This is a genomic window from Phytomonospora endophytica, from assembly GCF_014202425.1.
Taxonomy (GTDB): domain Bacteria; phylum Actinomycetota; class Actinomycetes; order Mycobacteriales; family Micromonosporaceae; genus Phytomonospora; species Phytomonospora endophytica.
Genome location: NZ_JACHGT010000007.1, coordinates 45,001 through 68,658, shown reverse-complemented (window position 1 = coordinate 68,658; position 23,658 = coordinate 45,001). Strand labels below are relative to the sequence as shown.

The 23,658-nt window shown below is 71.5% G+C and carries 19 protein-coding genes and 2 pseudogenes; 12 read left to right on the top strand and 9 right to left on the bottom strand.

The genetic code is table 11. The features are described from left to right. Positions 1-11: 11 nt before the first annotated feature. Positions 12-659 (bottom strand): QsdR family transcriptional regulator, encoded by a 648-nt coding sequence (locus HNR73_RS16925; protein WP_184788466.1) that lies wholly within the window; start codon positions 657-659, stop codon positions 12-14. 88 nt (positions 660-747) lie between these two features. Between HNR73_RS16925 and HNR73_RS16920 the strand changes: the two genes are divergently transcribed. Then, a complete protein-coding gene (locus HNR73_RS16920) occupies positions 748-1,941 on the top strand; it encodes an acyl-CoA dehydrogenase family protein (RefSeq protein WP_184788465.1) in 1,194 nt (397 codons plus the stop codon). Between the two features lie 26 nt (positions 1,942-1,967). Further along, a pseudogene (locus tag HNR73_RS16915) lies at positions 1,968-3,190 on the top strand (acetyl-CoA C-acetyltransferase). Positions 3,191-3,234: 44 nt separating this feature from the next. Here HNR73_RS16915 and HNR73_RS16910 read toward each other — a convergent pair. The 4 genes from HNR73_RS16910 to HNR73_RS16895 all read right to left on the bottom strand — a co-directional run bounded on the left by HNR73_RS16910 (position 3,235) and on the right by HNR73_RS16895 (position 6,403). Further along, positions 3,235-3,699, bottom strand: a complete 465-nt coding sequence (locus HNR73_RS16910) for a MaoC family dehydratase (RefSeq protein ID WP_184788464.1) — start codon at positions 3,697-3,699, stop codon at positions 3,235-3,237. Further along, positions 3,696-4,448: a 3-oxoacyl-ACP reductase FabG gene (gene fabG, locus HNR73_RS16905; protein ID WP_184788463.1), complete on the bottom strand. Its 753-nt coding sequence runs from the start codon at positions 4,446-4,448 to the stop codon at positions 3,696-3,698. Before fabG ends, HNR73_RS16910 begins: the two co-directional genes overlap by 4 nt. Before the next feature lie 25 nt (positions 4,449-4,473). Continuing rightward, positions 4,474-5,565: a zinc-binding dehydrogenase gene (locus HNR73_RS16900; protein ID WP_184788462.1), complete on the bottom strand. Its 1,092-nt coding sequence runs from the start codon at positions 5,563-5,565 to the stop codon at positions 4,474-4,476. A 94-nt stretch (positions 5,566-5,659) separates the two neighbouring features. Continuing rightward, positions 5,660-6,403: a CPBP family intramembrane glutamic endopeptidase gene (locus HNR73_RS16895; RefSeq protein WP_184788461.1), complete on the bottom strand. Its 744-nt coding sequence runs from the start codon at positions 6,401-6,403 to the stop codon at positions 5,660-5,662. Positions 6,404-6,509: 106 nt separating this feature from the next. Here HNR73_RS16895 and HNR73_RS16890 point away from each other — a divergent pair, with 106 nt between their 5' ends. Both HNR73_RS16890 and HNR73_RS16885 read left to right on the top strand, forming a co-directional pair. After that, positions 6,510-7,331: a hypothetical protein gene (locus HNR73_RS16890; protein WP_184788460.1), complete on the top strand. Its 822-nt coding sequence runs from the start codon at positions 6,510-6,512 to the stop codon at positions 7,329-7,331. Positions 7,332-7,825: 494 nt separating this feature from the next. After that, positions 7,826-9,859 carry a right-handed parallel beta-helix repeat-containing protein gene (locus HNR73_RS16885; protein WP_203686813.1) on the top strand — a complete coding sequence of 678 codons (2,034 nt, stop codon included), beginning with the start codon at positions 7,826-7,828 and terminating at the stop codon, positions 9,857-9,859. Positions 9,860-9,985: 126 nt separating this feature from the next. On the opposite strand, the gene HNR73_RS16880 is transcribed toward HNR73_RS16885, so the two are convergent. Beyond that, complete coding sequence (locus HNR73_RS16880; protein ID WP_184788458.1) at positions 9,986-10,534, bottom strand: EF-hand domain-containing protein; 549 nt, start codon at positions 10,532-10,534, stop codon at positions 9,986-9,988. Positions 10,535-10,624: 90 nt separating this feature from the next. Here HNR73_RS16880 and HNR73_RS16875 point away from each other — a divergent pair, with 90 nt between their 5' ends. From HNR73_RS16875 to HNR73_RS16850, 6 genes and pseudogenes are all read left to right on the top strand, one after another. Beyond that, positions 10,625-11,773 (top strand): SDR family oxidoreductase, encoded by a 1,149-nt coding sequence (locus HNR73_RS16875; protein WP_184788457.1) that lies wholly within the window; start codon positions 10,625-10,627, stop codon positions 11,771-11,773. Further along, positions 11,761-12,831: pseudogene (locus tag HNR73_RS41195) on the top strand (AMP-binding protein); the annotation flags it as partial. The gene HNR73_RS16875 and the pseudogene HNR73_RS41195, both read left to right, overlap by 13 nt. 580 nt (positions 12,832-13,411) lie before the next feature. Continuing rightward, complete coding sequence (locus tag HNR73_RS16865; RefSeq protein ID WP_184788455.1) at positions 13,412-14,926, top strand: acyl-CoA dehydrogenase family protein; 1,515 nt, start codon at positions 13,412-13,414, stop codon at positions 14,924-14,926. Next, positions 14,926-15,549: a hypothetical protein gene (locus tag HNR73_RS16860; protein ID WP_184788454.1), complete on the top strand. Its 624-nt coding sequence runs from the start codon at positions 14,926-14,928 to the stop codon at positions 15,547-15,549. The genes HNR73_RS16865 and HNR73_RS16860 overlap by 1 nt, the downstream gene beginning before the upstream one ends. Further along, positions 15,546-15,794 (top strand): acyl carrier protein, encoded by a 249-nt coding sequence (locus HNR73_RS16855; protein ID WP_184788453.1) that lies wholly within the window; start codon positions 15,546-15,548, stop codon positions 15,792-15,794. The genes HNR73_RS16860 and HNR73_RS16855 overlap by 4 nt, the downstream gene beginning before the upstream one ends. 286 nt (positions 15,795-16,080) lie before the next feature. Then, positions 16,081-16,287: a hypothetical protein gene (locus HNR73_RS16850; protein WP_184788452.1), complete on the top strand. Its 207-nt coding sequence runs from the start codon at positions 16,081-16,083 to the stop codon at positions 16,285-16,287. A gap of 3 nt (positions 16,288-16,290) precedes the next feature. On the opposite strand, the gene HNR73_RS16845 is transcribed toward HNR73_RS16850, so the two are convergent. Next, the gene (locus tag HNR73_RS16845; RefSeq protein ID WP_184788451.1) at positions 16,291-16,818 is read right to left on the bottom strand and encodes a P-loop nucleotide/nucleoside kinase family protein; all 528 of its coding nucleotides are present in this window, start codon (positions 16,816-16,818) and stop codon (positions 16,291-16,293) included. A 133-nt stretch (positions 16,819-16,951) separates the two neighbouring features. On the opposite strand from HNR73_RS16845, the gene HNR73_RS16840 reads away from it, so the two are divergent. Then, positions 16,952-17,854: an alpha/beta fold hydrolase gene (locus HNR73_RS16840; protein ID WP_184788450.1), complete on the top strand. Its 903-nt coding sequence runs from the start codon at positions 16,952-16,954 to the stop codon at positions 17,852-17,854. Between the two features lie 6 nt (positions 17,855-17,860). Here HNR73_RS16840 and HNR73_RS16835 read toward each other — a convergent pair whose 3' ends face one another. Beyond that, positions 17,861-21,121, bottom strand: a complete 3,261-nt coding sequence (locus HNR73_RS16835) for a S8 family serine peptidase (RefSeq protein WP_184788449.1) — start codon at positions 21,119-21,121, stop codon at positions 17,861-17,863. Between the two features lie 182 nt (positions 21,122-21,303). Here HNR73_RS16835 and HNR73_RS16830 point away from each other — a divergent pair, with 182 nt between their 5' ends. Continuing rightward, entirely contained in the window at positions 21,304-21,684 is a 381-nt protein-coding gene (locus tag HNR73_RS16830) for an alpha/beta fold hydrolase (protein ID WP_184788448.1), read from the top strand. A 91-nt stretch (positions 21,685-21,775) separates the two neighbouring features. Here the strand turns inward: HNR73_RS16830 and HNR73_RS16825 are convergent, their stop codons facing one another. Further along, positions 21,776-23,560: a S8 family serine peptidase gene (locus HNR73_RS16825; protein WP_184788447.1), complete on the bottom strand. Its 1,785-nt coding sequence runs from the start codon at positions 23,558-23,560 to the stop codon at positions 21,776-21,778. Positions 23,561-23,658: the final 98 nt, after the last annotated feature.

The window sequence follows — 23,658 nt, the reverse complement described above, 5'->3', positions numbered from 1 at the left end:
CCCTTCAGTGGTCAGACGCGCAGCAGGTGGCGGATCGCGGTCCCGGCGCGTTCGGCGCTGGGCTCCTCGCCGGTGATGAGGTCGGCGTAGGTGAACGACTCCGAGACCCGCACGAGGAGGTAGGCGAGCTCCTCGGGGGCGATGGTGCCGTCGAAGGGTTCTTCGCCGAGGTCGCGCCGCACGACCCAGGCGGTGGTGGCGAGGTAACGGCGCTGGATCGGGCTGTCGGCGGTGGTCAGCAGGCGAAGCGCCCGGGCGGGTTCACGGCGCAGGAACACGCGGAAGTACTCGGCCCGGATGAGGTCGTCGATGAAGGCGATGAGCAGCGCGGCGACGCGTTCGGCGCCGGCCAGGTCCTCGGCGGCATCCTCGGCCTGGAGCAGCGTCGGCACCGCCAGGGACCACAAGACCTCCGACAGCAGCGCGTCACGGTTGCCGACCCAGCGGAACAGCGACGTCCGGTCGACGCCGAGAGCGGCGGCGAGTGCGCCCATGTCGACGCGCTCGCCGCCGATGAAGGTCTCGCGGGCGAGCCGCAGTGCCCGGGCGGTGTCGGCGTGCGTGCCGAGGCGCTCGGAAAGCCGTGAGGGTGCGGCCGCCAGACCGACGGCGGCGATGCCCTCGACCGTGGGCGTGGCTGCGGTCGAAGGCGCTGTCATGGCGGCAGCCTAACATCGCGGAACCGGAGTTGTGCAACATTCTCAGAAATGATGCACACTGGGAGCGGACCGATGGATCGGAGAAACGATGGCAATCGCACCCACCCGCCCGGCACTCCTCGACGCCGACTTCTACTCCTTCCAGGACGTCCTCACCCCGGTGGAGCGAGAGGCCGCCGCCCGCCTGCGCGACTTCCTCGAACGCGAGATCCGCCCCATCGCCGACGACCAGTGGGACCGCGCCGAGTTCCCCCACCAGGTCATCCCCGGCCTCGCCGAACTCGGCATCCTCGGCCCGATGTGGCCCGAGACCGCGCGCTTCACCAACAGCGCCGTCTTCCGCGGCTGGGCCGCCCTCGAACTGGCCCGCGTCGACTGCTCCATCGCCACCTTCGTCGGCGTGACCAGCGGCCTGGCGATGGGCTCGATCGGCATCGGCGGCTCCACCGAACAACGCGCGGCCTGGCTCCCCGCGATGGGCCGCGGCGAACTCGTCGGCGCCTTCGGACTCACCGAACCCCTCGCCGGCTCCGACACCGCCCGCGGCCTGCGCACCACCGCGACCCGCCGCGGCGACACCTGGATCCTCGACGGCGCCAAACGCTGGATCGGCAACGCCACCTTCGCCGACGTCACCGTCATCATGGCCAAGGACACCGCCGACGACCGCGTCAAGGCCTTCCTCGTCCGCAAAGGAACCCCCGGCTTCACCGCAACCAAGATCGAGCGCAAACAGGCCCTGCGGACCGTCCAGAACGCCGACATCACCCTCACCGGAGTCGCCGTCCCCGAATCCGACCGCCTCGCCGGCATCGACTCGTTCCGCGACGTCGCCAAGATCCTTCGCGCCACCCGCGCCAACGTCGCCTGGCAGGCCATCGGCGTCTCCGTCGGCGCCTACGAGGCCGCCGTCCGCTACGCCCGCGAACGCGAACAGTTCGGCAAACCCATCGGCGCCTACCAACTCGTCCAGAACAAACTCGCCGGCGCGCTCGCCGACATCACCGCGAGCATCGCCCTGTGCGTCCGCGTCTCCCAGATGCAGGACGCCGGCGTCCAGCGCGACGAACACGCCGCCATGGCCAAGGCCTTCACCACCGCGCGCATGCGCGAGACGGTCGCCCGCTGCCGCGAGATCCTCGGCGGCAACGGCATCCAGCTCGACCACGGCGTCGCCCGCTACTTCGCCGACGCCGAGGCCGTCTACTCCTACGAGGGCACCCACGACATGAACACGCTCATCGTCGGCCGGGCCATCACCGGCCACCAGGCCTTCGTCTGACCGCTCCGGCACCGAGAGGGACCACCATGACCGAGGCATACATCGTGGCGACCGCGCGCTCGCCCATCGGCCGCGCCTACAAGGGATCGCTCAAGAACACCCGGGCCGACGACCTCGCCGCCCAGATGATCCGCGCGGCCATGGCCGCACTGCCCGGACTCGACCCCGCACGTGTCGACGACCTACTGCTCGGCTGCGGACTCCCCGGTGGCGGACAGGGTATGAACATGGCCCGCATCGTCGCCGTGATGCTCGGCTGGGACACCGTCCCCGGCGCCACCGTGACCCGGTACTGCGCGTCGAGCCTCCAGACCACACGCATGGCCTTTCACGCCATCAAAGCCGGGGAGGGCGACGTGTTCGTCTCCGCCGGCGCGGAATCGGTCAGCGGCATGACGATCGGATCCAGCGACCACATCCCCGGCCGGGACCTCACCAACCCCTCCTTCGCCGACGCACTCGCCCGCACCTTCGAGCACGCCGAAGGAGGCGCGCCGGCCTGGACCGACCCGCGCGAGACCGGAAACCGGCCCGACCCCTACATCCCCATGGGCCAGACCGCCGAGAACGTCGCCTCCTCCCGCGGCATCACCCGCGAAGAACAGGACGCCTTCGCCGCCCGCAGCCAGCAACGCGCCGAAAAGGCGATCGCCGAAGGCTTCTGGGCCCGCGACATCACCCCCGTCACCCTCGCCGACGGCACCGTCGTGTCCGCCGACGACGGCCCCCGCCCCGGCACCACCGTCGAGAGACTCGCGACGCTCGCCCCCGTCTTCCGCCCCGACGGCACCGTCACCGCCGGAAACGCCTGCCCCCTCAACGACGGAGCCGCCGCCGTCGTCATCGTCTCCGAACGCGTCGTCACCGAACTCGGCCTCGACCGCTCGCGCGCATCGTCTCCACCGGCGTCAGCGGCCTCTCACCCGAGATCATGGGCCTCGGGCCGATCGAGGCCAGCCGGCGCGCACTCGCCCGCGCGGGCCTCGGCATCGGCGACATGGACCTCGTCGAGATCAACGAGGCCTTCGCCGCCCAGGTCATCCCCTCGGCCCGCGAACTCGGCGTCGACGAGGAGAAACTCAACGTCAAAGGCGGCGCGATCGCCGTGGGCCACCCCTACGGAATGACCGGCGCGCGCATCACCTCCACCCTCATCAACGCACTCACCGACACCGGCGGGCGCTACGGGCTGGAGACGATGTGCGTCGGCGGGGGCCAGGGGATGGCGATGGTGCTGGAACGCCTGTGATCGTCGACCGTGGAGCGGGCTTCGTGCCCGCTCCACGGTCGTCACTACCCGGGGACGTAGAGGGTGAGGGTCTGCGCGACCAGCGCGGGCCGGTCGCCGCCCTCGATCTCGACGGTCACGAGGGTGCTCAGCCGCACTCCCGTGCCGGTGGTCTCGGCGGCGGTGACCTCGGTGGTCGCCCGCACGCGCGCTCCGGCGGGGACGGGACTGAGGAAGCGGACCTTGTCCATGCCGTAGTTCATCGCCATGGAGACCCCGTCGACCTCGACGAGCGAGGCCGCGAGGTGCGGCAGCAGCGACAGCGTCAGGAATCCGTGCGCGATCGTCGTGCCGAGCGGCCCGGCCGCGGCCCGCTCGGTGTCGAGGTGGATCCACTGGTGGTCCTCGGTGGCGTCGGCGAACGCGGCGATGCGGTCCTGCCCGACGGTGAACCAGCCCCCGGTCGCGACCTGCCCGACGGTCCCGGCGAGCGCGGCGGGGGAGTCGGCGTGGATCGTCGCGGCGGTCATGCGGCCGGACCGCCCGCCACGTAGAGGACCTGCCCGGAGACGAAACCGGCCGCCTCGGAGCAGAAGAACCCGATGGCGGCGGCGACGTCCTCGGGCTGCCCGACACGGCCGACGGGGACCTGCGCGGCGGCTCCGGTCAGGAAGTCCTCAAGGGAGACGCCGACCCTCTCGGCGGTCATGCGGACCATCTCGGTGTCGATGAAGCCGGGCGCGACGGCGTTGGCGGTGACGCCGAAGCGGCCCAGTTCGATGGCGAGGGTCTTGGTGAGGCCCTGCATCCCGGCCTTGGCCGCGGCGTAGTTGGCCTGCCCGCGGTTGCCGAGCGCCGAGGTGCTCGACAGGTTCACGATCCGGCCCCACTTCGCGGCGACCATGTGCGACTGTACGGCCCGGGTGGTGAGGAAGGCCCCGCGCAGGTGCACACCCATGACGGCGTCCCAGTCGTCGGCGGTCATCTTGAACAGCAGGTTGTCGCGTAGGATCCCGGCGTTGTTGACCAGGATCGTGGGCGCGCCGAGTTCCTCGGCGACCCGCTCGACGGCCGCGTTCACGGCCGCCTCGTCGGCGACGTCGACGCCGATCGCGATCGCCGTGCCACCGTCGTCGGCGATGGCCTTCGCGGTGGATCGTGCCTGGTCTTCGAGCAGGTCGAGCACGGCGACGGCGTGGCCGTCGGCGGCGAGCCGGCGGGCCGCGGCGGCCCCGATGCCGCGTGCGGCGCCGGTGACGATGGCGGTACGGGAGGCCATGAGGGGGTCCTTTCGGCGGTGCGGGTCAGAAGGTGACGAGCTGGCGGAGCGCTTCCCCGGCCGCGAGGCGGTCGAGGGCGGCGGGGAGTTCGCCGAGGCCGATGCGGCCGGAGATGAGGCGGTCGAGCGGAAGCCGCCCGGACCGCCAGAGTTCCACGTAGCGGGGGATGTCGCGGCTCGGGACGGCCGAACCGAGGTAGGAGCCGACGATCGTGCGCGCCTCGGCGGTCAGGCCGAGCGGGCTGATCGACGCGCGGGCGTCGGGATGGGGCAGGCCGACGGTGACGGTCGTGCCGCCCGGCGAGGTCATCGCGCAGGCGGTCTCGAAGGCGCGTGCCGAACCGGCCGCCTCGACGACCACCGGCGCGCGCAGTCCGGTCGCCTCGGCGGGTGTGCACGCGGTGGTGGCGCCCAGTTCGCGGGCCAGGTCGAGTTTCGCGGGGACGGCGTCGACGCCGATGACCTCGTGGCCGAGGGCCGCGGCGACGAGCAGGGCGGCCATGCCGACTCCGCCCAGGCCCACGACGGCGACGGTGTCGCCCGGTCCCGGGCGCCCGGCGTTGACGACCGCCCCTCCGCCGGTGAGGACGGCGCAGCCGAGCAGTGCGGCGATGCCGGGCGGGACGTCGTCGTCGACGGGTACGACCGAGTCGGCCGAGACGACGGCGTGTGTCGCGAAGGCGCTCACGCCCAGGTGGTGGCGCACCGGCACGCCGTTCCGGTGGAGCCGGATTCCGCCGCCGACCAGCGTCCCGGCCGCGTTGGCGGCGGCGCCCGCCGAACAGGGAAGGCGTCCGTCGGTGGCGCAGGCGGCGCAGTCTCCACAGCGCGGGAGGAAGGTGAGCACGACGCGCGTGCCCACCGCCACCGCGGTGCCGGGGCCGGTCCCGATCACGACGCCGGCGGCCTCGTGGCCGAGCAGCATGGGCGTCGGCCGCAGGCGACTGCCGTCGACGACCGACAGGTCGGAGTGGCACAGGCCCGCCGCTTCGATTCGCAGCAGGAGCTCGCCGGGACCGGGTGGGTCGAGGTCGAGTTCGCCGACGGTGATCGGGGTGGACTCGGCGAAAGGTGGGGGAGCGCCGCAGCGTTCCAGGACGGCGCCGGTGATCCGCATGTGGCCTCCTCGTCGGGGTCGAAGCCAGCATACCGACCGGGCGGTATGTAGCAGCCGTGGGCGCACGGCTTTCTTCGACGGCCCGGCCGGAGTCCTATGTGGCCGTCGCCGCCGCGACACCGGGCCGTCGCAGGAGCCACCAGCCGTACGCGACGAACGCGACGGCCACGGCGAGCTGCACCGGCCACGGGGCCGCGCCGGGGCTGGCGAGTTGGAGCTGGTCGTCGAGCGCGTGCGCGGCGACCAGCGGCCAGATCGTGGCCAGGTGGAAGCGCGCGGCGGCATAGCCGAAACCGAAGGCGGTCGTCGACACGACCTGGAAGGCCACGTCTTCGACAGGCGTCTCGAACCAGGCGCCCGACAGCGCGTGGCCGAGTCCGAAGAGGACTCCGACCGCTATCGCCGTGCGTGCCGGGGGCAATCCGCCGAGGACGTGCTGGACGACTCCGCGCGACAGGCTCTCCTCGGCGATCCCGACCGCGAGGCAGAGCCCCGCGAGCCGCAGCAGCGTTTCGGCGTCGCCTTCGAAACCCTGCGCGAGGTAGACGAGGTTCACCGCGAACAGCGGCAGCACCAGGAGAATCCGCCCCGCGCGCGGCGAGGCGGCCGCGTGCGCCGGAGTCGGCGCGAACCCCGTCAGCCGCCAGTCGCCGAGCACGAACGCCGCGACGAGCGCGACCGGCGCGGTGCTGAGGTTGATGAGGGTCGTGCTCAGGTAGGCCGCGTCGAACACGGGCACGAGTTCAGCCGAGGCGAACAGGATGGCGTGCCAGAGCACGGTCAGTCCGGCGGCCAGCGCGATGGCCATGGGTGGGGTGACCGGGCGGCGGGGAGTCACGCGCCCAGAATAGGGAGGCCGCGCACGCCCGGCGGACGGAATCGGTCGGCGGTGAAGGAAACCGGCGGATATCGACAGGTGGCGATGCCCACTTAGGATCACGCTCATGTCGATCACCCCTGCCGCCCCTGTCCTCAACAGCGGCGACGACACCTCGATGCGGCTCGACGGCGAGGACCTGTACCTGACCCAGGTGGACTTCGAGCACCGGATCCCGCTCAAGGCGATCGCCGTCGCGGAGGCGGGGGAGCGGACCTTCGCGATCACGCTGAAGTCGCGGTGGGAGGACGAGCCGGCCGTCTTCCGGATCGGCGACGTCGACACCGACGAGGCCGCCGCCTTCGCCCGGGCGGTGCTCGACGCCCTGCCCGAGCCGACCGAAGGCGACCGGGAGGTCAACGGTGTGTGGGTGGTCGCCTCCCGCGACATCCCGGCGGAGCCGCCCGAGGGGCTCAACGGCTTCCAGATCGGTGCGATCACCGTTGTGCTCCTGCTGGCCGGATGCGCCACCTACGCCGGGATCATGGGCGGGTTCTGGCCGATCACCGCCGTGCTCATCGTCGGGGGCATCACCGCCTTCGTGTTCGCCGCGGCGGTCATCCAGATCCCGGCCACGGCGCTGGCCTGGAGCCTGCCCAAGCGTGGCGTCAAGGCGGTCGCGGCGTACTCGCACAACGGCCAGTACAAGCGGCTTCACCTCTACACCGACAAGAGAGGGAACACCCGCACATTCCCCGGTCTCTACTCCTCGGCGTCGACGTGGGCACCGAAGGACATCGAGGTCGTCTACGACCCCGAGGCCCCCGGCACGGTCCTGCGCGCCGACGAGGGCCGCTGGGGCAAGGTGATCGGCCTGGTGCTCCTCGGGGCGCTCAGCGCGCTCGGACTGGCGGGCACGGTGCTCCTCACCCTCGGGTACGGGCTCTGAAACAGCCGGGAGACGATCGGCTCACAAACGCATATCCAATGCATGCTGGCGCAATGTCGCGACGTGGCGCGCGATTCGCCATGTCGTCACTCGCCGTGCCGTCGGCAAACGCTCAGGTGACCGAAATTCAGTTGCTATCGGTGGAATTCGTGCACCGCGCGCCGCGAATTTCGGCTACCCTTCGTCACTTTTCCAGGGCATTCCGTGCGGGCGATGTGTGCACAATCCGGCGAAAATCTTTCATTGCCGTCAGGTCTTGACGGGCTCGCACTGTCCGGTTTATAAAAGTTTGTAATCCCAAGCCAAAGTGGCGGCGCGTGCCAAAGGGCGTCGCCATGGGGTTGCGCTGCCCGCTCAACTCGGTAAGAAAGGTGCTGGATGCAAAGGGTTCTTCGTGAATTAATGACCGGTTCTCGGGTCATCCCTTGCGGCGCTCGCGCCTCATTCTCACGCAAAGGACGTAGCCAGTGATGGCGAATCGAAAAATTGCGCTCGTGGTGACCTGCGCTCTCGGGATCGCGGCCCTCCAGGCCGCGCCCGCGCAGGCCGCCGAGGAAAAGACCGGGACGTACGCGGCGGCCGCCGCGCCGACCACCCCGCCCGCGCAGATCTGCGGCAACACCGCACTGCTCACCGGTCCGGCGACCGCCCCCCAGGGTGCGGTGACCGTCCCCAAGGGGGACAACACCGGCTTCAACTTCTCCCAGGCCGGAGCCACGTACTGGTTCGCGCCGGGCGAGCACACCTTCGGCACCGGCCTGTACAGCAAGATCGTGCCGGGTACGGGCGCCACCTTCGTGGGCGGCCCCGGGGCGATCCTCGACGGGAAGAACCTGAACCTCTTCGCGTTCGAGAGCGACGCGGAGAACGTGACCATCCGGTACCTGACGATCCGCAACTTCGGCACCGGCAAGAGCAACGGCGACGAAGGTGTGATCAACCACGGCAACGCCGACGGCTGGGTCGTGGATCACAACACCATCCAGAACAACGACGGCGCCGGCGTCATGATCGGCAGTCGTTCCGTATTGAGCTACAACTGCATCAAGGACAATGGGCAGTACGGGTTCAGTATGTTCCAGGACCCCATCGAAAGTGACTCGGCGATCAAGAACATCGTCGTCGACCACAACGAGATCGCCGGTAACAACACCGACGACTGGGAATCGATCATTCCGGGCTGCGGCTGCACGGGTGGCGCGAAGTTCTGGGACGTCAACGGCGCCAAGGTCACCAACAACTGGGTGCACGACAACAAGAGCGTCGGTTTGTGGGCCGACACGAACAACATCGATTTCCTTTTCGAAGGCAATTACATCGACCACAACGACGACGAAGGCCTGTTCTACGAGATCAGCTACAACGCGACCATTCGCAACAACACCTTCAAGCGCAACGCCTGGGTGAAGGGCGTGCGCAACACCGGTTCACCGGCTCCGGCCATCTACCTCTCCGAGTCCGGTGGCGAGCCGCGACTGGCCAGCACGATCTCGGGTTCGACGAAGCTGCGGGTCTACGGCAACGCCTTCGAGGACAACTTCTCCGGCGTCTCGATCTTCGAGAGCGCCAACCGCTTCTGCAACTCCTACGGCAACACCAGCACCGGCTACTGCACCCCGCTGGTCGCGCCGACGCTGGTCAGAAAGCCCGCGGGCGAGGCGGATACGGCCTATCCCGAACCGCGGACCTTCGCGCACCCCTGCTACACCCAGATCAGCCAGGAACCGTACAAGACCGACTGCCGCTGGCACGCGAAGAACGTCGAGGTCACCGACAACGAGTTCCGCTTCAACCCCGCCGCCGTGCCGTGCACCGGCACGTACTGCGGGGCCAACGCGCTGATCGCGTCGGGCGCCAACAACATCAGCTGGGCGCCCTGGACGGTCGGCGACATCCAGAACGCCGTCATGTACAACAACGGCAACGTCTTCGCGAACAACCACTACTACGGTCCGTGGAAGTTCGCGAAGGGCTACGGCGAGACGATCAGCTGGGACACCTGGCGCGCCGCCCCGTTCAACCAGGACCAGGGCAGCACCAGCGACCAGGGCCCGCCGCCGGACGTCGCCAACGTCCTCGACGCCGCCACCGCCACCCTTGAGGGCACCGGCACCGGAACCTGGGGCGTGTGGTTCTCGGCGGCACTGGCCCAGAGCACCGCCGCGGCACACGGCGGTACGCACAGCCTGGAGATCAAGGCCACGGCGCCCGACGGCTGGGGCGCCACGGTCTCGGCCTTCCCCGGAAACGCCATCACCCCCGGCGACAAGACCGTTCGCCTGTGGGCCAAGGGAGCCACCGGCACCACGGTCGCACCGAAGCTCACCATCAAGTGGCTCAACGTGAACCAGGAGACCCTCCAGACCGACATCGTGCAGCTCCCGGCCCTGACCACCACGTGGCAGCAGGCGTCGGCGAACTTCGCGGCCCCGTCGGGCACCACCACGGTGTGGGCGTACCTCACCGGCCCCGGAACCGTGGGGACGACGCTCTACGTGGACGACATCTCCATCGGCGACACGCCCTGATGTCGGCACGCCCGGCGCGATCTCGTCGCGCCGGGCGTGCACCGACGGCTCCATCCGAAGGCACGGGGCCGTACCGAACACGACTGCCCGCACCGATGCCGGTGCGGGCCGTCGTTCGTGTCCGCGCTAGATCGGCCCGAAGAACGAGTTCCCCGGTGCCGACTCGTCGGCGCCGATGTAGAACTGCCGCGCGGCCTCGACCAGTTCGCCGACGGTGAGCTCACCGCTGCCGTCGGTGTCGATGCGCGCGAAGGCGGGTTCGACGTCTTCGGCGGCGGTGCCGAAGGCGCGCTGCATCGCGCGGAACTCCTCGATGCTCAGGGTTCCGTTCCCGTCGGTGTCGAGCAGGTCGGCGACAGCCTTGACCGCCGGGCGCATGCTCCGGTCGAAGCCGCCGTCGCGCTCGATGAAGGCACCGCTCATGCCCGCGCGCCACTCCTGCGGGCTGAGGCGGCGGTCGCCGTCCATGTCGGCGGCGGCGACCATCGCGTCCCAGAAGCCCTCGAAGGAGTCCAGCACCGCCTGGCCCTTGTCCGACGCCGGCGTCACCTCGAAGGCCGACAGCAGCCTGCTGGCCAGGTCGATCAGGTCCTGGTACTCGATCGAGCCGTTCTTGTCGACGTCGAGGTGCCCGAAGGCCCGGTCGAGCTTGCGGGTCTGGAGATCGTTGATCACTGGTGAGCCTTTCAAAGGAGCGGCCCGCGACGGAGGATCGTCCCGGCCTGAACGCCCACAGCCTAGGCGTTCTGCCTAAGATTGCCCGATATGACACGTACATCCGAGCCGGTGCGGAACGTACTGCTGACGGGCGCGACCGGCTTCCTCGGCGGGCACGTCTGCCTGGAGTTGTTGCGGCGCACCGGAACCGGCGTCCACTGCCTGGTCCGCGGCAAGAGCGGCGCCGGCGCCCGGCGGCGCCTCGTCGAACGGCTCGCCGAACTCGGCGCCGAACCGGAACTGACCCGGCGCGTCACGACCGTGCACGGCGACTTCACCCGTCCCCGCTTCGGTCTCGGCGCCGCCGACTACGACGCACTCGCCGAACGCGTCGACGCCGTGTACCACTGCGGGGCATGGGTCAGCATGGTCGCCGACCGCGCCCGGCTCGCGCCCGCCAACGTCGTGGGCACCGAAGTGGCCATCGCCTTCGCCCGGCACGGGAGGCCCAAGCACCTCCACCACGTGTCGACGCTGGCCGCCTTCGGTTCGGCGCGCGCCGCCGGAGTCGGCACCATCGAGGAGTCGACCGCGCCGAAAGAGGAGTACGCCTGCGGGATCGGTTACGCGCGAAGCAAACTCGCCGCCGAACAGCTCGTCCGCGCGGCCGGGGCGGCGGGCCTGCCCGTCACCGTCCACCGGCCCGGCATCATCCTCGGCGACAGCCGCACCGGCGCCTGCCCGGAAGGCGACGTCGAGGTCCGCCTCATTCGCGCGGCGGTCGAGACCGGCCTCGCCCCGGTCTGCCCCGGCCGTTTCCCCGCGGCACCCGTGGACTTCGTCGCACGCGCGATCGTCAGCCTGTCGCAGCGACCGGACGCCGCCGGCCGCACCTTCCACCCCGTGCACCCCACCCCGGTCGCCACCGCCGACATCTTCGCTCACGCCCGCGCCTTCGGCTACGAGCTCAGCGAAGTCACCCTCGACGAGTGGGACGCCGCCCTCCGCGAACGACTCGCGCTACCCAGCGCCTTCGTCGTACTCGCCCTGTCCGAGGCGATCTCCCACCTCCTCGGCCGCACGCCCGGCCACCTGCTCCCTGAGGTGGCGTGCGCCGAGACCACCCGGGCCCTGGGCGAGACCTCGCCGGATCTGGACCGGGCGCACTTCTTCCGCATCTTCCGGCACCTCGCCGACGCGGGCCGCCTGCCGGAACCACGAGCCATGACACGGGAGCCGAGCGCGTGGAGTTCTTGACCGGCGCCCTGCGACGGCACGCGCGTGAACGTCCCGGCGCCGTCGCGTGCGTCTTCCTCGACGAGAACCTGACCGCGCTGAGGATCACCTACGCCGAACTCGACCGTGACGTGCGCGCGGCCGCCGCGCGGTTGACCGCCGCAGGGGCCGCCGGCGAGGCGGTCCTGCTGCTCCACCCGACCGGCCCGGACTTCCTCCGCGCGTTCCTCGCCTGCCTCCACGCCGGCGCGATCGCCGTCCCCGCACCGGTTCCCGGCGCCGGGGCCGGCAGCGCCGAACGTGTTGAGGGCATCGTCGCCGACGCCGGTATCGCCTTCGCCTGCACGACCCCGCGACTCCGCGACACGGTCGCCCGCCACCTGCCCGGCTCGGTGCGGATACTCGACCTGGACGCCACCGGCACGCCCGCCGATCCGGCCCCCGGTGACATCGCGTTCCTTCAGTACACCTCCGGTTCGACGACGGCCCCGCGCGGCGTGATGGTCGGCAACGACAACCTCGCCCACAACCTCGCGCACCTGGCCCGCCAGATGCCCGTCGACGGCCCGATGGTCTTCGCCGGCTGGCTGCCGCACCACCACGACATGGGCCTCATCGGGCAGCTGCTCTTCCCCTTGAACGAAGGCGGAACAAGCGTCTCCATGTCCCCGCTCACCTTCGCCAAGGCACCCCACCGATGGCTGCGCGCCCTCTCCGGCCACCGCGCGACCCACTCGACCGCACCCGACTTCGGCTACGACCTGTGCGTCCGGCACATCGAGGACACCGACCTGGACGGCGTCGACCTCAGCGCCTGGCGATACGCGGTCAACGGAGCCGAACCGATCCGTGCGGCCACGGTCGCCGAGTTCGCCGAACGTTTCGCGCCCTGGGGCCTGCGTCCAGAGACCCTGTGTCCCGCCTACGGACTCGCCGAGTCGACGCTCCTGGTCACCAGCACGCCGCCCGGCCGGCCACCGGCGACCCTCACCGTCGACGACCGGCGCCTGGTCTCCAGCGGCCGCGCCACACCCGACGTCGACGTCACCGTCGTCGATCCCGAGACCCGGCACGTCCTGCCCGACGGCTCCCACGGTGAGATCTGGCTGCGCGGCGGCAGCGTCGCCCGCGGCTACCTCGGCCGGCCCGAACTCACCGGCGAGACCTTCGCGGCGACCACGGTGGACGGACGCGGACCGTACCTGCGCACGGGCGACCTCGGGTTCCTGCACGACGGCGAACTGTACGTCGTCGGCCGCCGCAAGGAGCTGATCATCCTCTCCGGCCGCAACTTCCACCCCCGCGACATCGAGCACGCCGTCGCGGAGGTCCACGACGCGCTCGCCGGACTCCGCGGCGCCGCGTTTTCCGTCGACACCGGCCGCGAGCACTGCGTCGTCGTCCACGAGCTGCGCGCCGCCAAACTCGCCGGCACCACCCCGGCCGACCTCGCCGAACGCATGCGCCGCGCGGCGCACCGGGCCCTCGGCGTCCCGGTCGCCAACATCGTGCTGGTCCGGCCCGGCGGCGTTCCGCGCACCACCAGCGGCAAAGTCCGGCGCGCGCATCTCCGCGAACTCTTCATGGCCGACGCCGTGCCCGCCGTCTACGAGGAGCTCGAAACGGCCGTCCGCGCGCGCTTCCGCACCGAGGCCGCCGATGCCTTATCCCGCAACCGAACCCGACAGCGAGAAGTTCCCCAGCGAGGCCGTCGACGCACTCACCCGCCAGGGCCTGCAGGGCCTCTACATTCCCGCGTCCCTCGGCGGACGGCTCACCGACCACACCGAGCTGCTCACGGCACTGCGCACCATCGCCGCCCGCGATCTCACCCTCGCGATCGCACACGGCAAGACCTTCCTCGGAGCCGTCGGCGTCTGGCTGTCCGGATCACCGGAACAGACCGCGCGACTGGCGGCGCTGATCACCGAAGGCGCACCCGTCGCGCTGGCCCTCACCGAACCCGAGCACGGCGCCGACCTGCTCGCCACCGACACCACCGCCGTCCGCACCGAGCGCGGATTCGTGCTGCGCGGCCGCAAGTGGCCGGTCAACAACGCCACCCGCGGCAGGCTCCTCTGCCTGCTCGCCAAAGGCGAAGGCGACGCCTTGAACCTGCACCTCATCGACAAGGAGGACCTGCCCGACAGCGGCTGGCGCCACCTTCCGAAGGTGCCCACGCACGGCATCCGCGGCGCCGACATCAGCGGTATCGAGTTCGACGGCGTCACCGTCCCCGCCGGCACGCTCATCGGCACGCCCGGCAGCGGCCTCGCCACGGTCGTCAAAGGACTCCAGCTGACCCGCACCATGTGCGCCGCCCTCTCCCTGGGAGCCGCCGACCACGCCCTGCGCCTCGCACTGGCCAACGACGACACCACGCCCTGGAACGACGAGGTGCTCGCCACCGCGCTCGCCGACCGGCTGATCAACGAGGCCGTCGCCCTCGTGGCCGCACGCTCCATCCACGCCCTCCCCGGCGAGATGGCCGTCATGTCGGCCGTCGTGAAGTACCTCGTGCCGACCCGCACCGACCGGCTCCTCGAAGACCTCGCCGACCTCGCCGGACCCGACGGCGACTACCGCGAAGTCGTCCGCGACCACCGCGTCGTCGGGCTCTTCGACGGAAGCACCGTGGTCAACCTCGCCTCGCTCACGGCCCAGTTCCCCCTGCTGCTCAACGGATACCGGTCCGAACACGTCGACCACGACGGCCTCCGCGCAGCCCTGGACCTGAGCGCACCGCCGCCCGCGTTCGCGCCGGAACACCTTTCGCCCCTGGCGATCGGCGGATCGAGCGTCCTCAACGCCCTGCCCGCGCACACACGATCCGTCACCGGCCCGGCGGCCGGACAGGTCGAAAGCCTCAAGGAACGCGTCGACACCATCACGGCCCGTCTCGGCGGCCCGGCAGCCCCGAACGGGAGAGCCCCGGCCGAGCGCCTCCATCTCGCCGCGCGCCTCACCGAGGCCGTCGCGGCCGCGGCCTGCGTCGGGCTGTGGCTGGCCAACGCCTACCGACTTGACACACCACTATGGACGGACGCGGCCTGGCTGCGCCTCGCTCTGTGGCGACTGGAGAACACGAGCCCGCTCGATCCCCGCCTCCGCGACATCTGCCTCGCCGAGTCACGCGCGACCAGCGGACGCACCCCGTCGCTGATGCCGTGCTGATGCCCGCCGACCGGTCCACCGTCGTGCGCTCGGTGGAGACCGCGCTCGCCACCACCCTCAACTTCGCCCTCGGACGGCGCCTCCACGGCGCCACCGTCGCCGAGTTCCCGCACGCGCGAACCGTGCTGGCCACCGCTCACCTCGACCTGGAGATCCTGCGCGCCGCCGCCGCGTCAGCCGACCCGGGCGCCGAGCATCTCGTCGTCGCCACCGCGAACCGCGCGCTCCGGGAACTGTCGGTCGTCCTCGGCGCGCGCTTCTACCTGCGCGAAGGCGACCACGCCGACTTCGGTGAAGCGTTGCTCGCGGTCACCGAGGGCCTGCCCCCGCCGAGCCGCACACGCCGGGAACTCGCCGAACGGCTGCCCGCCGACCCGCCCACCCGCCGACTCCCGGACCACGCCGCCCGCTGGCGACGCCGGCGAGCCGACGGCCCGGTCACACCGGCCCTCACCGACACCTACACGCACCTCCTGGCCGCAGAACACCACCCGGCCGACAGTCCCTGGCACCACGCCGTCCTCACGACGATCGCCCGGCGATGCGACGGCGACGGCTCACCACTTCCACCAGAAGACGTCGACGACATCTTCACCCACCTGACCCGAGGCGGCACGACATGACCGGACCGACGAACGACACCAGCACCGAGCTCGCCACCTGGCTCGCCGAGCGCGTCGCCTTCTACCTGAAGATCCCGGCCGAAGGCGTCGACCGGAACGCCTCCTTCACCGCGCTCGGCCTTGGTTCGGTGCACCTGATCTGCCTCGCGGCCGACGTCGAGCGCCGCTTCGAACGCCCCGTCGACTCCATGCTCGCCTGGGACCATCCGACGATCACGGCGATGGCGACGCACCTGGCGGGCTGAAGGCCGCGAGAGGTGCGCCGTCGGGTACCCGCTCAAAGACCGGGTGACCGACACCGCTCAGTTCGTCGACGCCGTACGGCGGGCCCACGCCGGTGGCACGGACCGAACTCGGCATCGGCGCCTCGGAGGGCGACAACCGGCGGGTGCCGGCGTACCCGCGCCGCCGGGGTCCTCGGCGAAGCGTCCCTTTAGTTTGGTCGTTGACTTTAATACCCCGACTACGGCAGGCTTTCGGATACCGTCCGCGCACACCGACGCCGACGGCCACAGCCGAGAGGAACCGCCGATGCCGCCCTTCCGCGCCCTCGTCTCGCTCGCCGACCGACTCCTCGGCCGTCTCGTTCCGGCCGCCCGCGCCGACGCGAGCTGCCCGGGCATCGACCTCACCTTCTGCCGGACCGACCTGGCCTGCGCCACCGGCGCCGGGAAACAGCGGATCCGCGTGCACGGCAGCGCCTGTCAGCCGACCGTCGACAACGTCGGCTGCTGCTGAGCCTCAGGCCCGCGCCGAGCGGTCGAGGTGGCCGAGCACCTTGCCGACCAGTGCCTCGACCGGCTCGGTGGCGTCGAGGCGGGGCACGTCCGCCGGCCAGGAGACGTACTCCTCCCGGCGGGCCTGGACCTCGGCCCAGGTCGGGTTGTAGAAGCCCGGAAGTGGCGAGCGGCCCTCGACCCTCGCCCGGTGCAGCGCGAGGTCGTCGAGGAAGCACTCGAACCACGCCACCTCGACCCCGGCCGCCGCACCGATCCGCGCCCAGGTCGCGCGGGCCTCGGGCACGGCGTTGACGGCGTCGACGACGGCGTCCCTGCCGGCCGTGAGCTGAACCTCGGCGACGGCCGCGGCCACCTCGTAGGCCGCGATCCCGCTGCCGGCGGCACGGTCCACACCGCAGCGCCACATCGCGGCCTCGGCGACGTCCACCGACAGGTGCGTGCAGCCCAAAGCCGCGGCCGTCGCGGTGGCCAGTGTCGTCTTCCCGGCCCCGGGCAGGCCGGAGAACACCACGAGTACCGATGCGGGCACGGTCGGCCTCCTCAATGGGGAAAGGATCACCGTAACCGCCGCCCCCGACGTTTTCGCCTTCGGCGTAGAACCTGGGCGGGCGCCGCGGCCTGCCCTAGCGTTTCGGCGACAGCCCTGAACGGAAGGCGGGACCATGCCCCTGTACGAGATCAACGGCACGCGCGTCTTCGCCGACGTGCGCGGCCCAAAGGACGCGCCGCCGCTGCTCTACGTGCACGGCGGTCCCGGCGCCACGGCCTTCGACTTCATGAACGTCCAGGGCGACCGGCTGGCCGAGTCGGTCCGCGTCATCGGTGTCGACCAGCGCGGGCTGCTGCGCTCCGACCCGCTCACGCCGGGCACCGAGCTCACCGCCGACCTCGTCATCGCCGACTTCGAGGCGCTGCGGGAGGCCCTCGGCTACCGCTCCTGGGCGATCCTCGGGCACTCCTTCGGTGGCTGGATGGCCACCGAGTACGCCCACCGCCACCCCGAGTCGGTCTCCGCGGTGATCTTCGACTGCCCCGGCTGGGACGCCGACGTGGCCAACAAGCACCGCCTGGCCCTCGTCGCGGACATGCTCGACGAGGACGGCGACACCGAGGGCGCCGAACGCGCGCGGGAGCTGATGACCCTCGCCCGCCGCATGACCCTCGCCGACGACGCCTGGAGCGTCATCGCCCGCCTCGGCGACCGCACCGCCGAACTGAACTTCCACGACCCGGCCGACGCCCGCCGGTTCACGGCGGCCCGCGCGGCCTCCGGTTTCAGCGACGAGGACTTCGCCCGCGGCACCGCCGAGCACGTCGCCGCCCTCCGGGGCTGCATGTTCGACTCCGCCTACCCGCGGCTGGCCGAACTGAAGCAGCCGAGCATCCTGATCTACGGGCGCCGCGATCCGGTCGTACCGCCCGTGCCCGTGATGGTCTACCGCGAGTCCATGCCGGACCCGAAGGTCGTGGTGCTGGAGAACTCCAGCCACCACGCCCACCTGGAGGAGCCCGACGCCTACGCCGCCGCCGTCCGCGGGTTCATCGCCGACGTGGCCGCCTCCTGACGGCCCTCACCGCAGGTTCCAGGCCCGGATCGTGGTGACCTCACCGGTGTTGCCCTCGGTGTCGGTGACCTTCGACCGGACCGACACCGAGCCGGCGTCGTCGGGATGGTCCAGGACCGTCCACGCGCGGTCGCCGATGCGCAGCAGCGGCGCCTTCCGCCACGACGCGCCCTCGTCGTAGGAGACCTCGAAGGACAGCGATGCCGTCCCCTCGGCGGTGCCCGCCGGGCGCTGGACGTCGAGCGCCACGACCTGCGGGACGGAGGCGTACGCGGCACCGTCGTAGACCCCGGAGGCCTCGACCCGCACCGTGTTCATGCCGACCGGCGTCCACGTGCCCGGATCGGAGGTCGGCGCGGTCGCGAACGTCCACGCGCCGACCGAACGCGTACCGACCGTCGACCAGGGCACAGTCCGCCGCACGTCGCAGCGGACCGTGAGATCACCGTCGAACCCCTCCGGCAGCGGGACCTGCCCGAAGCACGGGACCGGCCCGGCGGCCAGGACGTGGCCGTCGATCAGCAGTTCGGTCTCACCGGTCCACACATCGAAACCGCTGGTCACCGAGCCCTCGACCGGTCCGGTGAACATGGGGACCATCAGCTGGAACGCGTCCCCGCGCCTGGCCAGCAGCAACTCGCCCTCGTCCTGCCCGATGCCCAGGGGAGCCCGGTTCCAGCGCGTCGTCCGCTGTCCCATGGGGACGGTCGTGCGCCGGGTCTCGATCTCGGTGCGGCCCTCGGCGTCGGCGAACGCGAGCCGCTGCTCCCACTCCCAGTCGGGCGCGGGCGTGTAGTACTCCGTCACCGTCTGCGGGATCGGCTGCGGGAGGTAGTACCCGACGGGATCCCCCGGGAAGGCGCGCGGGATGTTCGCGCGAGCCGCCGGCGACGAGGCGCCCTGACTCTCGTGCACGGCCGTGCGCACGGCGAGGTCGGCGTCGGCGACCGTGACCGTCCCGCCCTCGGGCACCGCGCCGGTCGTGGGATCGACGACCTCATAGCGCCACGGCCTCCTCTCGCGCGGCTTGCTGATGAAACTGACATGCGGCGAATAGTGGAAGCCCGCCGACAGGCCCGCCGCGGGCAGCACGTACACCGGCCCCTCCTCGAACGCCTGCGAGAGCAGGAAACCCGTGCGGTCACCGCCCACGGCGACCGCACCCAGCTCGACGACCCCCTGCTCGGGCCGCGCCCGCGGCCTGTCCCGCAACGCGAAGTCCCGCGCCCGCCGCCCGCCGAGATCCCAGGTGAAGGCGACCTCGTCGTGGCCGACCGTCACGGCCGCCGCGACACTCACCAGCGCCGTCGCCGCGCCCTCCTCGCGGATCGTGCCGAACACGTCGTAACGCCCCGGCGGCACCCGCCCCGCCGCCGCGCCCGACTCCGGCGCCGACAACAGCCCGCGCTCGCCGGTGTCGAGGTTGAGCCAGCCGAGGTCGCCGCTCAACGATGCCCCGGGGGTGACGCCCTCGATCCGGGCGGTGAGGCGGTGCAGTTCGGGTTCGAGGTAGGCGCCGAGGGCCGTGCGGACCGTGGCGGTGCCGTCGGAGGCGATGAGCACGCCCCCGTACAGGCCGGGCGTGACGCCGTCGGCGGGGTCGACCGACACCGTCACGCCGGCGGTGCCGTGCGCGGGGACCGTGACGGTGGTGTTGTCCAATGTGTACGGTGACTCCTGGTCGAAGCCCAAGGACAGAGTCACGTCGGTGGCCGAGTGGTTGGCGTAGGTCAGCACGCGGGAAACCGGCTGCTCGTAGGGGAACGCCACGAGACCGAAACTGATCGAACCGGCGTCGGCGCCGACCGGCTGCGTCACCGCGCGGGCGACGTCGAGGCGGCCGGTGCCGCCCTCGTACACGCTCACCCCCTCGATCACCGCGGCCGTGCCCATCAGCACGGCCTTCAGGCGCGCGGCCGTCCAGTCGGGATGGACCTGCCGCAGGATCGCCGCCGCGCCCGCCACATGCGGGCTCGACATGGACGTGCCGTCGGCCGCGGTGTAGAACTCGTCCACCGGCGAACCCATGAAGGTCCCTTCGGCCCGCGCGGCCACGATGGCCTCGCCCGGCGCGAGGATGTCGGGTTTGACCGCCCGGTCGCCCATCCGCGGGCCCCGGCTGGAGAACCACGACAGCGCGTCGCCCTTCGTCACCGAGCCGACCGTGAGAGCCGCGTCGGCGCTGCCCGGGGCCTGGACGGAACCGTCGGCGCCCTCGTTGCCCGAAGAGATCACGAACAGCGTCTGCGTCTCCGCCGACAGCGCGTTGAGCGCCAGCGACATCGGGTCGGTGCCGTCGGAGAGGTAGATACCGATGCTCGCGTTGACCACATCGGCCCCGTTGCGCGCGGCCCACTCGAAACCCCGGATGACCGCGCTGACGTCACAGGTCCCCGCCTTGACGCAGATTTTTCCGACCATCAGGTGCGCACCCGGTGCCACGCCTTTGCGGCGCCCGTCGGAGGCCGCGCCTGAACCCGCCACGATCGACGCGACATGCGTCCCGTGCCCGTGGTCGTCGATTCCGCCCGGCGAGGTCCCGGTGAAGTCCTCGGCGGCCGTCACCAGGCCCGCGAGATCGGGATGCCCCGGGTCGTAGCCGCTGTCCAGCACCGCAACCGTCGAACCCTCGCCCGTGTACCCGGCCTCCCACGCCGCCGGTGCGCCGACCTGCGGCACGCTCTCCTCCAGCAGCAGCCGCGCCTTCCCGTCCAGCCAGACCTTCCGCACCCCCGACATGGCCCGCTCACCCCGTCCGGGCGCCAGCGAGTGCCAGAAGGCGGCGGCGCCGTCGCGGTCGACCTCGACGGCGGTCGCGTCGATGCTGCCGAGGCGAGCGGTGCCGTCCGCCGCGTCGAGGGACCGCAGCGCGCTTTCCGGCCCGCGCACGATCAGCGGCAGGGTCGCCGCCCCGCCGAAGCCGTCGCGCGCGAGCGCGGTGACGTTGAACAGTTCCCGGTCAAGGACGCCGTCGTCGAGCAGTGCGCGCGCGTCGGAGGGAACGATGTAGGTGTCGCCGGGATTGCCCGGCAGCCCGCTGACCCGGGTGAAGCCGACGTCCTCGCGACCCTCGCCGGGCAGGAAGACGGTCCCGCCGGGGAAGACCTCGACACGGTCCCCGGTGATCAGGGGGACGACGGAGGTGTCGCCGGCGGTTCTCGTCCATGGTGGGTCGACGGGCGCGGCCGGTTCGCCCGCGGAGGCCGGTACGGGGCCCGCCGCCAGCACGGCGGCGCAGGCGAGGGCAAGAGCGTGGCGGATCCTCAACGTCGTCCCCCTCGGGTCGTCGGTGCCCAGAGGCTAGTCGGATGTGCGGGCTTCGGGAAGGTCCGCGAGGGCAGCGTGAATCCGTGGGGAGCGCGGGTGAGCGAGACGGCCGATGGGCAGGCGAAGGATCACGCCGGTCGCGCACCACCGCACCCACGTCGACGGCATCTCGACCTTCTACCGTGCCGCCGGACCGCGCGACGTGCCGGCCGTCCTTCCCGTGCCGCGGCCCGCTCGCCGCCCGCGGCGACCGGTGGCGGCTGATAGCCCTCGACCTGCCGGGCTTCGGGAACGGCGCGACCCCGGGCGACTCTCCGTACACCTTCGACGGCCACGCCGCGTTCCCCGGGCGCTTCACCGAGACTCTCGGTCTCGATCGTCATGCCGTCTACCCGCACGATTACGGGACTCCGTTCGGCCTGCGGCCGACCATGAGCGCGCCGGAACGCGTCGCCGCACCGATCATCCGGAACGGCGGCCCAGAGTCCTCGCCCGTGCGCACGCGCGCTGACAGATCGGGTGGCGTTGACGGCGAGCGCCGGGAGTCGAGCCACGCGGCGTAGTCGGTCTTGCTCTCACCGGCGCACGCGCGCCGGCACCCGGCCACGATGAGGGCGGGACGCGGCGCCGCGTCCCGCCCTCATCCACCGGTGCCTAGACCTTCACCTCCTTGGTCACCGTCGCGGTCTTCCCGCTGGCGTCGGTGACCGTCAAGGCCACCCGGTAGGTGCCCGGGGCGTTGTAGAAGTGGGAGGTCAGCGCGCCGAAGCCGGTGGTTCCGTCGCCGAACTTCCAGGCGTAGCCGGTGATCTGCCCGTTCGGGCTGCTCGACGTGGTCCCGTCGAACATGCAGAAGCGGAAGCCCTGCGTGAAGCAGTTCTGGGTGAAGGCCGCCGTCGGGTCGCCCGGCTGCCCGACGTCACCGACCACCAGCGTGAAACCGGTCGTGCGGGTCGCCTTCGTCCCGGTCGCGGTGACCGTGACGGAGTAGCTGCCCTGCGGTGTGCTCGCCGAGGTCGCGATCGTCAGCGTCGACGACTGCCCGGAGTTGATCGTGGCGGGATTGAACGTGGCCTGCGCCCCCGACGGGAGCCCGCTCGCGCTCAAGGTGATCTGCTGAGCGTTGCCCTTGGTGATGGCCGTCTTGACCGTCGAGGTCGCCGACTCGCCGGGGTCGACGGTCGCCGACGACGGGTCGGCGCTCACCGAGAAGTCGTCCTCGACGGGTGGTCCGGTCAGGAAACCGGTGTAGAGCAGCTTGTTGGGGGAGCCGGAGCCCGGGTTGGTGACCTTGCCGGGTGTGGCGTTGTTGACGATCGCGTCGCGGACCTGCGCCGGAGTGGCGCTCGGGTTCGCCGCGAGATAGAGCGCCATGGCCCCGGCGACGTGCGGTGCCGCCATGGAGGTGCCGCTCATGGTGGCGCGGGCGGTGTCGCCGGCGTTGGCCGAGGAGACGATGTTCGAGCCGGGCGCGAACAGGTCGAGGCAGGTGCCGAGGTTACTGAAGCCGCTGCGGGAGTCGTTCTCCGCGGTGGAGCCGACGGTGACGGCGGCCGGGAGGCGGGCCGGGGAGAACCCGCAGGCGTCGCTGCCGTTGTTGCCGCCCGCCAGGGAGTACTGGATGCCCTTGTCGATGGAGCGCTGGACGGCGTCCTCCATGACGGGGTGACTGCCGTTGTCGCCGAGGCTCATGTTCGCCACGGCCGGTTTGACGGCGTTGGCGGTGACCCAGTCGATCGCCTTGCCGATGACGTCGTTGGGACCGCTGCCGTCGCAGCCGAGGACGCGCACCGAGACGACCTTGGCCTTCTTGGCCACGCCGTACTCGTTGCCCGCGGTGGTGCCGGCGACGTGGGTGCCGTGGCCGTGGCAGTCGGAGGCGTCGCTGTCGTTGTCGATGAAGTCGTAGCCGGAGGCCGCGCGGCCGCCGAAGGTCTGGTGGGACATGCGCACGCCGGTGTCGAGGACGTAGATCGTGACGCCCTGTCCGCCGTTCGACGGGTAGGAGTACTTCTTGTCGAGCGGCAGCGCGGTCTGGTCGACGCGGTCCAGGCCCCAGCTCGGCGGGTTGGCCTGGTCGTCGGCGAGGCGCACCATGTGCACGGCCTCGACGTACTCGATGGCCGGGTCGGCGGCCATCCGGCGGGCGTCGGCGGCGTCCATCGTGGTCGAGAATCCGCGGATGGTCGCGTAGTAGGTCAGGTCGACCGTGCCGTGGTACTTCGCGGCGAAACCGGCCGCCTTGCTCTCCACGGTCGAGGCGACACCGGCGACCGCGGCGTCCTTGAAGACCGCGATGTAGCGGCCTTCGACGACGGTCGGTCCGGCGGCGTTGCGGATCTCGCCGGTCGCGGCCTGCGCCGCCGGAGCGGCGAGCAGGACGCAGGCCGCGGCGATGCCGGCCGCCGCGGCCGTCCGCCACAGGTTCGTCGTTCTCATGGGTCGGTCCTTTCGGGACACGGCGGGGGAGGCCGCGTCCGGGGAGTGCGGCGCCTCCACCGGGCACCGTCGGTTGAGCCGACGCTAGGGCCGTGGCG

Excerpts from the sequence above, each read along its gene's own strand:
- HNR73_RS16925 (WP_184788466.1), bottom strand. The coding sequence starts at position 659 with ATGACAGCGCCTTCGACCGCAGCCACGCCCACGGTCGAGGGCATCGCC.
- HNR73_RS16920 (WP_184788465.1), top strand. The coding sequence starts at position 748 with ATGGCAATCGCACCCACCCGCCCGGCACTCCTCGACGCCGACTTCTAC.
- HNR73_RS16910 (WP_184788464.1), bottom strand. The coding sequence starts at position 3,699 with ATGACCGCCGCGACGATCCACGCCGACTCCCCCGCCGCGCTCGCCGGG.
- fabG (WP_184788463.1), bottom strand. The coding sequence starts at position 4,448 with ATGGCCTCCCGTACCGCCATCGTCACCGGCGCCGCACGCGGCATCGGG.
- HNR73_RS16900 (WP_184788462.1), bottom strand. The coding sequence starts at position 5,565 with ATGCGGATCACCGGCGCCGTCCTGGAACGCTGCGGCGCTCCCCCACCT.
- HNR73_RS16890 (WP_184788460.1), top strand. The coding sequence starts at position 6,510 with ATGTCGATCACCCCTGCCGCCCCTGTCCTCAACAGCGGCGACGACACC.
- HNR73_RS16875 (WP_184788457.1), top strand. The coding sequence starts at position 10,625 with ATGACACGTACATCCGAGCCGGTGCGGAACGTACTGCTGACGGGCGCG.
- HNR73_RS16865 (WP_184788455.1), top strand. The coding sequence starts at position 13,412 with ATGCCTTATCCCGCAACCGAACCCGACAGCGAGAAGTTCCCCAGCGAG.
- HNR73_RS16860 (WP_184788454.1), top strand. The coding sequence starts at position 14,926 with ATGCCCGCCGACCGGTCCACCGTCGTGCGCTCGGTGGAGACCGCGCTC.
- HNR73_RS16855 (WP_184788453.1), top strand. The coding sequence starts at position 15,546 with ATGACCGGACCGACGAACGACACCAGCACCGAGCTCGCCACCTGGCTC.
- HNR73_RS16850 (WP_184788452.1), top strand. The coding sequence starts at position 16,081 with ATGCCGCCCTTCCGCGCCCTCGTCTCGCTCGCCGACCGACTCCTCGGC.
- HNR73_RS16840 (WP_184788450.1), top strand. The coding sequence starts at position 16,952 with ATGCCCCTGTACGAGATCAACGGCACGCGCGTCTTCGCCGACGTGCGC.
- HNR73_RS16825 (WP_184788447.1), bottom strand. The coding sequence starts at position 23,560 with ATGAGAACGACGAACCTGTGGCGGACGGCCGCGGCGGCCGGCATCGCC.